Raw genomic sequence first — 9,769 nt, forward strand, 5'->3', positions numbered from 1 at the left:
CCTAATTTGCAATCTGTGACAAGATTGGTGTGGACGGTCGGGTGCGTATTTTATTTAGGTCATGTCGTTAGCGCTTTTCAATTCTACCATGATTGGAGTCATCAGGCGGCTGTTTTTGAAACTGCGCGCCAAACCAAGGAAGTTGTCGGGGAAGCAGTCGGAAGTGGCATTTACATGACTTACTTATTTACACTGATTTGGGTTTTGGATGCCGCCTGGTGGTGGTTAAACGGTAGTACCGGATATTTCAGAAGGTCTAAGAAAATTTCACTGTCCATTCATTTGTTCCTGTTTTTCATTGTTTTTAATGGAACCATTATTTTTGAGGGCGGTCTTTTGCGCCTGTTGAGTGCACTGACGATAATTGCGTTGGTAGCGGTGTGGTATTACACATACAAATATCGAAACAGGTCTAATTCCGCTGCCAGGTCAAGTTTCAAAAAGTTATCTCTTACGCAAACTGAGAAAATGTAAATGCCGGACATAGCACCAACAATCTGTTATATAACTGCGGGCGCCGCAAACATGTATTGTGGCAGTTGCATGCGCGACAACACCCTGGTTGCAGCGCTACAGGAAATGGGATGTAATATCCATCTTTTTCCCACTTATACCCCAATTCTCACCGATGAAGAAGATGTTAGCGAAAATAAAATCATGTTGGGCGGACTCAACCTTTACCTGCAGCAAAAGTTTGGATTTTTTCGACGTCTGCCTGCCTCGTTTGATCGTTGGCTCAATAACCCACGGTTGATTAAGATACTCGCCTCCTCGAATTTACCGACTTCGGGACACGAGACCGGCGCCATGGTCCTTTCTTTGTTGAAAGGCGAATCAGGTAAACAGCGCAAAGAATTCATCAATATGCTTTTGTGGCTCAAAGAGCATGTTAAGCCGGACCTGATTAATTTAACCAATATTTTGATCGCCGGCTGTTTACCCCTGATAAAAAAACATCTTAACATCCCCGTGCTGGTGACATTGCAGGGGGACGACCTTTTTTTAGAGCAAATGATTGAACCTTACAAGAATCAGGCGATTAAGCGGATTCAAGAACTTGTGAAACAGGTGGATGGTTTTATCGTGTTCAGCCAATATTATAAGGATTTTATGTCTGACTACTTAACCATACCAAAACACAAAATTCATACTGTCCAAATGGGAATTAGTCTGGCTGGTTTAAATTCCAAGCGCATGGCATCTAATTCGGGCTCGCCAACCATCGGTTATTTTGCCAGAATAGCCCCTGAAAAAGGGTTGCACGTTCTTGTTGACGCTTTCATTCGTCTTCGCCAAATGCCGGGTATGCAGAACGTACGATTAAAAGCGGCAGGTTGGTTGGGCAGAAGTCACGAACCATATTTGAAAGATCAATTAACCAAGCTCAAAAATCATGGCTTGGAAACAGATTTTGAATATGCGGGTGTCCTTGATCGTCGTGAAAAGATTCATTTCTTGCAGAGCCTGGACCTTTTTTCCGTGCCAACGACTTATAAAGAACCGAAAGGGCTTTATGTGCTTGAAGCGCTCGCATGCGGCGTTCCCGTGGTGCAACCCGAGCATGGAGCATTCCCGGAATTGATTAAAGCAACCGGTGGCGGACAACTCGTGCCCCCTGACTCTCCCGAACACTTGGCACAAGCTTTACACCACCTGATTATTAGCCCTTCAATTCGAAAAGAGCTCGCCCGGCATGGACAAAGACGTGTTTTTGAGTCCATGACTGCGGAGGCCATGGCCGGAGATACGCTTGAGATTTATAAAAAATATCTTGGCGATGTATCCCAAAATGGCGCTGGCAGCCAGCCAAACGATCAAATTAGTGTTAGTGAATTACATGAATTGCAATCAACCAAAGTTCAATAAGCGAGTCCTGTATTTTTTGGTTGTTATGGTTTTTGTTGCATGCCAAAGACAAAATCGATCTCACAGGAATGCTCTATGAATCGGCGCGACTTTTTGAAAAAAACATCGAAAGCGACAATCGGGCTTGTGGCAGCTCCTTTAATCACCCAAATCAGACCTGCGTTTGCCAGGGGCCCTGAAGAGGCTGCCGAACAAATGGTAAAACGACTTTATAGTAGCTTGACTTCCGAACAGAGAGGGACCCTACTTTTACCCTGGACAAATTCGCGCAGACTACGCGTCGAAAATAACTGGCGTGTCGTCCGGCCTCGAATCCGGCAGATTTATTCCGGTGACCAGCAAGAGATGATCGAAGCAATCTTGAAAGGTGTCACCAGCGAGCAAGGTTACGACAAAATCACCCGCGCGATGCGGGATGACGCCGGCGGACTCGGGAACTATTCAGCTTGTCTGTTTAGCGATGGTGAAGACAAGCTTTCTTTTGTTCTGACTGGCCGCCATCAAACTATCCGGGCGGACGGAGGCGCTGAGAAAAACGCCGTCTTCGGCGGGCCCCTGTTTTATGGTCATGCCGTGGAATTTAACGAGCGCCCGGACCATCCCGGCAATGTCTGGTGGCATCAGTCGCGATTGGCCAGCAAAGTCTACCATGCACTTGACGGCAAGCAACAGAAAATTGCTTTGGTAAAGCACGGTTCGCCCGACGACAGAGCCTCGGCAGTTAGCCTTAAGGGGGCAAAAGGCCACTTCACGGGAATTCCTGTTAGCGAACTCTCTAGTGATCAGAAAGAACTGGTAGAGAAGGTCTTGCGGTCGCTTTTAGAGCCATATCGAGACTCAGATGTTGAAGAAGTCATGACCGCCATAAAAGCAAATGGTGGTTTGGACAAACTGTACATTAGCTTTTACCAGGATGGCGATTTACCGGATAAGGACGGCATCTGGGATCGCTGGAAACTGGAAGGTCCGGCTTTTGTTTGGTATTTTCGCGGATCGCCTCATGTTCACACCTGGATTAATATCGGGCATAAATCTGATGTTTTATCTTGATCTAATTGGCCTTTTGATTAATGAAAACAGGGAGTTTAGAAATGAAAAATAGCACATTCAAAATATACTTATTAATTCTAACCGTGCTGGCCATCGTAATCGGGAACTCGATGTTGCTTGCGCAGAAAGGTCCCAGCAAGACTGTAAGGAATCTCCAACCTTCGTGGGCATCAGATGGCCATAAGATTGCTTTTGTGACAAATCGTGATGGTAAGCCGGAGATTTATTTAATGTACAAAAACGGCAGCCACCAAAAAAATCTTACAAACAATGCCGCACTCGACATGGGTGTTTCCTGGTCTCACAATGGCGACAAACTGGCATTTGTTTCCAATAGGGATAGTGGAAAAGACATTTATATCATGAATACCCAGAATGGAGAACTAAGAAAACTTACGAATCGGGGAGATCTCCTCATGTCACCGCCAGCCTGGTCCCCTGATGACACGAAGCTTGTCTTTGCCGCCGGAACACATCGTGATGCCGATTTGTATACTGTCGACATCAAGGGTGAGACTTTACAACGCTTAACCAAGAACCCGACTATTGATGCCGCACCATCATGGTCACCAGATGGGAGCAAAATTACTTTCGTTTCAAAAAGAGATGGCAATCTCGACATTTATGTGATGAACTCCGACGGCTTGAATCCAAAAAAATTGACCTCTACTGAAGCTGAAGAAGGATGGCCGCGGTGGTCTCCGGACGGTTCAGAAATCGCTTTTTTCAGCAATAGAGATGGGAACTTTGAAATCTATGTTATGAAATCAGATGGGACATCACAGAGAAACTTGACAAATAATCCAGCCAGGGATGCCGGGCCGGCATGGTCCCCAGACGGAAGAAAAATCGTGTTTTATTCAAACCGGGATGGTGAAGGTGAGGAAATCTACCTGATGAATTCGGATGGTGCAAATCCAGTGCGGCTCACCAACGGTGCAGAAGATCGAACGGTAATCAAACACACAATGAGATAAGTGCGACCAATAAAGTATGGACAATCATAATCTAAAAAGGAACCAAGGATGAAGAGACATTGGATTTTCAAGGGATGTTTGATTTTTGCTGTTTTGCTGATTATTTCCCACCAGCTCACTGCAAAGCAACCCAAAAAAAATGAAACAGCTGACTGGCCTCGATTCCGCGGTCCAGAAGGAACTGGAATTTCACAGGAAACCGGTTTACTGGAAACGTGGCCCGACGGCGGCCCCAATGAAATCTGGCGCGTTCCGATTGGTGCCGGCTATTCAGGAATCACGGTTGCGGATGAACGACTCTTTACGATGGGCAGCGATGAGGAATCAGAATTTCTTATCTGTCTGGATCCAGCAAACGGCAAAGAGCAGTGGCGTAAAAAAATCGGGCCACTCTTCAAGAATTCTTATGGGGATGGGCCGCGCTCAACCCCAACCATAGATGGCGAAACTGTTTATGCCATCGGTGCAGAGGGGAATTTGATTGCAGTGCATGCCAATGACGGCGAGTTTTTGTGGAGTTTGAACCTAAAGACTGAATTCGAGTTCAGGCAACCGCAATACTGGTGGGGATTCTCCATGTCGCCGTTTATCGAAGGCGATAAACTAATGGTGCAGGCAGGGGGCGGCGGCGACCGGTCTATCGTTGCCTTAAATAAGAAGAATGGCAAGGTTATTTGGACGACCCATTCGGATTTTCAAGCCTACTCAACTCCGATCGCCATCGATTTCAATAACAAAAGGCAATTCGTTTTTGTGACCGCACAGAATGTGGTCTCGGTTTCACCGTCAGGCGATATTCTTTGGAAATATCCATGGGGCGGAAGTATCATCAAAATAGCCGTGCCGATTTTCGTGTCACCTGATAAGATTTTCGTTTCTGCTGCCTACGGTATCGGGGCTGTCCTGCTGCAAATGAAAAGTGATGGCCCGTCGATCACAATCGACGAAGTATGGAAAAGCAAAGTGATGAGCAACCATTTTCATACTTCGGTATTGCTTGGAGATTATCTCTATGGATTTGATAATGGCACTTTCAAATGCATAAAAGCGGAAACCGGCGAGCAAACCTGGGCTCGACGTCGCCTGGGGAAAGGCTCGCTGATAGTTGCAGACGGCCATCTAATTGTGCTGAGCGAGCGCGGGAAATTATTATGGGTCGAGGCGAATCCGAATGAGTACGTTGAAAAAAGCAGCGTTCAAGTACTGAAAGGCAGAACCTGGACGCCGCCGACACTGGCCAATGGCATGCTCTTTCTGCGGAATCAAAAAGAAATAGTTTGTTTAAACCTAAAAAATCAAAAGTCTTAATCTTGAGGACACGGTATGTCCAAATATTTTATTTTGATTTTGGCATTTTTTTTAATTGCAATTGAAACAAACGCGCAAGAAGGCAATCTTACGCAGGCCGAGATTATAGACAAATATATCGATGCGTTGGGTGGCAGACAGCGCCTTCAATCTGTGCACTCGATGAAAATGACCGGATTACATTTTTACCGGGGCTTGGAACAATCACTGACTATTTTAAGCAAACGACCGAACTTGTTTCGGGTCGAAATTACCAACGAGAATGGAAAAAGAGTCTCTATTTTTGACGGAGAAACCGCCTGGGAAATGACAGATGAAGCGGCGGCGCGAGAAATTCAAGACCCGCGAAGTAAGATTTTTATGGATATTAACGACGATTTTGAAAGTGCCCTGATCGGTTATAAGGCTAAGGGCCACAAAGTCGAATTTTCCGGTATTGAAAACATTGACGGGAAATCAGTTTACAAATTGCACCTGAAACTGAGCAACGGTCGCCTCGAAGATTGGTATATTGACCGGTCTTCATTTCTGTTATTGAAACGTGCCACAACATATAAACGGCGCAACCGTGAATTTGGACACGATTTATTCTTCATGGATTATAAAAAAGTTAACGGTATCATGATTCCGCATTACATTGAGCGGGTTTTTGAGCCGCATTACGTGCGCGGTTATGAAATTACAAAAGTTGAAATCAACCCTGAACTCAAAATTGAATTATTTCAAGCTCAATCAGTTTCAGAGAAAAAAGTCATTAGGTGAAGATGAATATTTCAGGAGAGTGAAAGTGAAGTTTAAGAAAATAGGAAAAAGCAAGATGTTAACGAAATTGCCTCTTGTTTTTTTTGTGAGTTTTATTTCTTTCGGTTATTTGGCAGCTGGCAGTTCGGATGAGCAGGCAATCACGAAGACACTCCGGAATTATATTGAAGGCCCCAACGAAAAAAATGTCGTAAAGTTAAAATCAGCATTCGCCAGGACTGCCACGATTTTTTATGTTCGAGATAGTAAATTAGTTGAAATCAGACTCGAGGATTTTTTCAGGCACATGGAGGCAGGGTGGGCAGATCCTCAGGAGCATGCAGTTGTGGCCAGGAAAATTTTGCTAATTGATGTCTTTGATAATGCGGCAATGGCTAAAATTCAGGCCAATTTCCCGGATGGTCAAGCAACAGACTATATATCGCTGCTTAAGGTTGCAGGTAAGTGGCTAATAGTCAATAAGATATTTAGCTTTAAGTGATAGATTAAAGAAATGAAATTTCGTGTAGGTTTTTTCCTCGGAATTTATTAAATTGACGGATTTTAAAATTAGAGAATTAAACCTATTTAAGGAGGAAATAAAAAATGGAATATTCAAAATAACCCAAGTGTTTAATGAACTTGTGGAAAACCAATTCATCCAAAATTAATTTTAAAAGAAAAAAACTAGAGGGACTTAAGATGGAAAAGAGAACTTTCGTAGTTTTTTGCTTATGTTTAATTCTTTTAGGATTGAACGTACAAACAAGCTGGTCTTCCGACTGGCCGAGCTGGCGCGGCCCCTACCAAAACGGCGTCTCAGATGAAACCGGCCTGATTTCAAACTGGTCTCTGGATGGCAAAAATCTGATCTGGAAAGCGGACTTTATCGGCCGTTCAACGCCGATTGTGATGAACGGCAGAGTTTACGTCGTGGGACGCACCGGCGAAGGCGTGAACATGCAGCGAGTTGTGGCCTGTTATGACGCCAAAGACGGTAAGCTCGTCTGGGAGGATAAATACAATGTATTCCACGCCACGGTACCGTTTTCACGCGTTGGTTGGTCGAGTCTGGCAGGCGATCCTGAAACCGGAAACATCTACTACTTCGGTGTTGATGGTATGTTTGTGTGCTATGATAAAGACGGCAAACGGCTTTGGGAGCATTCCTTTGTGGAAGAATACAATCGCTTCGCCGGGTATGGCGGCCGAACCTGCACCCCGGTGATTGACCAGGATTTGGTGATCGTCAATGGCGCCAACAATACCTGGGGCAACTTGCTAATTATGCGTCACCGTTTTTTCGCTTATGACAAACGCACCGGCGATTTGGTTTGGATCTCTACAATTAATGAACCTAACAAAAACACCAACTACTCGGTGCCGGTGGTGACAAATATAGGCGGTAAAAGATTGCTGATAGTCGGCGGTGGTTCCGGCTGGGTCTACGCCATGAAAATCCGTACCGGTGAGCAGGTCTGGAAATTCCAATTGAGTAAAGGAGCCATTCAGGCATCAGTTGTGGTGGATGGCGGGTTTGTATACGCAACACACCATGTTGAGAACTTTGATAACACAACATGGGGTCGGGTCGTTTGTATCGACGCTACCGGGAAAGGCGATGTCACCAAAACCCACGAAAAGTGGCGTCGTGACGGTCTCGAAGTAGGTTATGCCTCACCGCTTGTTCATGGCGGCAGACTTTATCTGGTTAACAATTCCGGTAATATGTTTGCCCTCGACGCTAAGACCGGTGAAGAAAAATGGGTCTTAAACATCGGCAAAGTCGGCAAAGGCTCGCCGGTGTGGGCGGATGGGAAAATCTTCGCGACTGAAGTGAACGGCGGCTTTCATATTATCGAACCGGGTGAAAACGGAGCGAAGTTTCTCGACCACAAACAGGTGCCTGTTGATGACAAAAGATTTGCTGAAATTTACGGCTCACCCGCCATCGGCTATGGCCGGGTTTATTTCACCAGTGAAGTCGGGCTCTTTTGTCTGGGTGACGAGAAAGCAGAGTTTAAGGTGACGCCGCCCAGTTTTGTAAGGATTCCGGAACTTGCCGCACCGACTTTGGATAAGCCCACTCATTTACAAATCGTTCCGGCTGAAGTTTGGGTAAATGTGAATGACAAAGTTCAGTTTGGGGTTCGTGGTTTTGACGACTTTGGTCGCAGAACTAGCGCAATAAATGTTGAATTTAGCCTCAATGGGCTGCAAGGTAATATTGACAAAAACGGCCAATTCACCTCTGACAAAAAAGCCGGTAATCAAGCCGGTTATGTGGTAGCTAAATTGGGTGACCTGGAAACCCGGGCTCGGGTGGCAGTTGCAGATAATTTGCCGTGGGAGTTCGATTTCGAGAATTTTGAAGTCGATAAAAATCCGCCGCTGTGGCCTGGCACCTGGAAATTCTTTGTTAGAGAAATGAACGGCAACAAAGTTCTTGCCAAGCCGCCATCAAAGCGAATGTTGAAGCGGCACAATCTCATTCTGGGTCCACCCTCAATGAAAAATTACACCATTCAGGCGGATTTAAAAGGAACGAAAATCAAGCGCCGCAGCCCGGATATGGGGTTGATTTCGCACCGTTACTACCTCGATTTCATGACCAAGAAAAAGCGGCTGCAAATCCGCACCTGGCCGGCTGAGCTTGAGAGATTGAAGGTGGAAATTCCGTTTACCTGGAATCCTGAGATCTGGTACACCATGAAAATGCAAGTGGAAATCAAGAGCGGCAAAGCCGTGATCAAAGGCAAAGTCTGGCCACGAGATGAAAAAGAACCGAGCGATTGGACGATCACAGCGGAAGATCCCAATCCAAATACACATGGCAGTCCCGGTTTGTATGGTGACGCGCAGACGACGATTTTTTTCGATAACGTGAAAGTTACCCAAAATTAGATTTCTGCAAAACAGCTCAAACGGACACAGAGAACACTGAGGAGCACAGAACTCACAGAGAAAAAGGTTTAAATAAACGAGAAATCAGAAATGCCCGGCATGGAACAATTAAATGCTCTTTCTGTAATGTGAACCCTCTATAAAACATCTTTCAAGCTATCAGCTTTCAGCAGTCAGCTTTTAGTTTTTGAAACTGATAGCTGACTGCTGACAGCATTAGAAAATTAAATTAAATCTCTGAGTTCTTTGTACTACAAACCGACAGCATTGTGTTTTTTTAATAAAGTTTTTTGCCACGGATTCTCACTGATAAGACACAGATTTATGGACTCTAAGTTTTGAATATTATTTTTTTATTATTTTTCATTTTCTATTAACCGAGCAATTAAAAATATCTTTAAATGTTTTTCACACTTTAACTACATTTATCCGTGCACATCGGTGTTAATCAGTGGCTAAATTTAGAATTTTTTGTTGCGGCTTCGCTGCGCTGTGGTTCTCAGTGTCCAAAACATTTTAACTCAAAATAATTGAGGAGGAGGAACGAAGGATGGTTAAAAAACGTGGTTTGTTGCTCATTCGAATTTTAGTTGGAATTGGAATTCTCTCCACCATTGGATTTTACGCCATGGTGGATACCGCGATGTGGGGCGGCTCACCGGGACGTAACATGGCTTCCACCGAAACCGGTTTGCCCGCAGAGTGGGACCCGGAATCCGGAAAAAACATCAAATGGACTGCACAGTTGGGGTCGCAGACTTATGGCAATCCGGTGATAATCGGCGGTAAAATATTTGTTGGCACCAACAATCAGGCCGTACGCAATCCAAAACTTAAAGGCGATCGTGGTGTGGTCATGGTCTTTCGTGAATCCGACGGTAAATTTCTCTGGCAGGCGGCACATTCAAAGCTGGCTTCCGGCC

9 protein-coding genes are annotated in these 9,769 nt (G+C 45.1%); all 9 read left to right on the forward strand.

Translation table 11 applies throughout. The features are described 5' to 3' along the window. Positions 1 to 474 (forward strand): hypothetical protein (locus tag IH879_13340; GenBank protein ID MCH7675920.1); only part of this gene is annotated, 474 nt, incomplete at its 5' end. Further along, on the forward strand, positions 475 to 1,866 hold the full coding sequence (locus IH879_13345) for a glycosyltransferase family 4 protein (GenBank protein ID MCH7675921.1): 1,392 nt from the start codon (positions 475 to 477) through the stop codon (positions 1,864 to 1,866). A gap of 75 nt (positions 1,867 to 1,941) precedes the next feature. After that, positions 1,942 to 2,916, forward strand: coding sequence for a DUF3500 domain-containing protein (locus tag IH879_13350; GenBank protein ID MCH7675922.1), 975 nt, complete (start codon positions 1,942 to 1,944; stop codon positions 2,914 to 2,916). 41 nt (positions 2,917 to 2,957) lie between these two features. Next, positions 2,958 to 3,893 carry a PD40 domain-containing protein gene (locus IH879_13355; protein ID MCH7675923.1) on the forward strand — a complete coding sequence of 312 codons (936 nt, stop codon included), beginning with the start codon at positions 2,958 to 2,960 and terminating at the stop codon, positions 3,891 to 3,893. Positions 3,894 to 3,941: 48 nt separating this feature from the next. Then, positions 3,942 to 5,201, forward strand: coding sequence for a PQQ-binding-like beta-propeller repeat protein (locus IH879_13360; GenBank protein ID MCH7675924.1), 1,260 nt, complete (start codon positions 3,942 to 3,944; stop codon positions 5,199 to 5,201). Between the two features lie 15 nt (positions 5,202 to 5,216). Next, a complete protein-coding gene (locus tag IH879_13365) occupies positions 5,217 to 5,963 on the forward strand; it encodes a hypothetical protein (protein ID MCH7675925.1) in 747 nt (248 codons plus the stop codon). 25 nt (positions 5,964 to 5,988) lie between these two features. After that, positions 5,989 to 6,444, forward strand: a complete 456-nt coding sequence (locus IH879_13370; protein MCH7675926.1) for a nuclear transport factor 2 family protein — start codon at positions 5,989 to 5,991, stop codon at positions 6,442 to 6,444. Between the two features lie 200 nt (positions 6,445 to 6,644). Beyond that, complete coding sequence (locus IH879_13375) at positions 6,645 to 8,846, forward strand: PQQ-like beta-propeller repeat protein (GenBank protein MCH7675927.1); 2,202 nt, start codon at positions 6,645 to 6,647, stop codon at positions 8,844 to 8,846. Positions 8,847 to 9,396: 550 nt separating this feature from the next. Next, positions 9,397 to 9,769, forward strand: a 373-nt coding sequence (locus IH879_13380) for a pyrrolo-quinoline quinone (protein MCH7675928.1), incomplete at its 3' end; no start/stop codon positions are given.

It is taken from the genome of candidate division KSB1 bacterium (assembly GCA_022562085.1).
Taxonomy (GTDB): domain Bacteria; phylum Zhuqueibacterota; class Zhuqueibacteria; order Oceanimicrobiales; family Oceanimicrobiaceae; genus Oceanimicrobium.

What these genes read in the sequence shown, in the direction of transcription:
- IH879_13345 (MCH7675921.1), top strand. Translation starts at nt 475, where the DNA reads ATGCCGGACATAGCACCAACAATCTGTTATATAACTGCGGGCGCCGCA.
- IH879_13350 (MCH7675922.1), top strand. Translation starts at nt 1,942, where the DNA reads ATGAATCGGCGCGACTTTTTGAAAAAAACATCGAAAGCGACAATCGGG.
- IH879_13355 (MCH7675923.1), top strand. Translation starts at nt 2,958, where the DNA reads ATGAAAAATAGCACATTCAAAATATACTTATTAATTCTAACCGTGCTG.
- IH879_13360 (MCH7675924.1), top strand. Translation starts at nt 3,942, where the DNA reads ATGAAGAGACATTGGATTTTCAAGGGATGTTTGATTTTTGCTGTTTTG.
- IH879_13365 (MCH7675925.1), top strand. Translation starts at nt 5,217, where the DNA reads ATGTCCAAATATTTTATTTTGATTTTGGCATTTTTTTTAATTGCAATT.
- IH879_13375 (MCH7675927.1), top strand. Translation starts at nt 6,645, where the DNA reads ATGGAAAAGAGAACTTTCGTAGTTTTTTGCTTATGTTTAATTCTTTTA.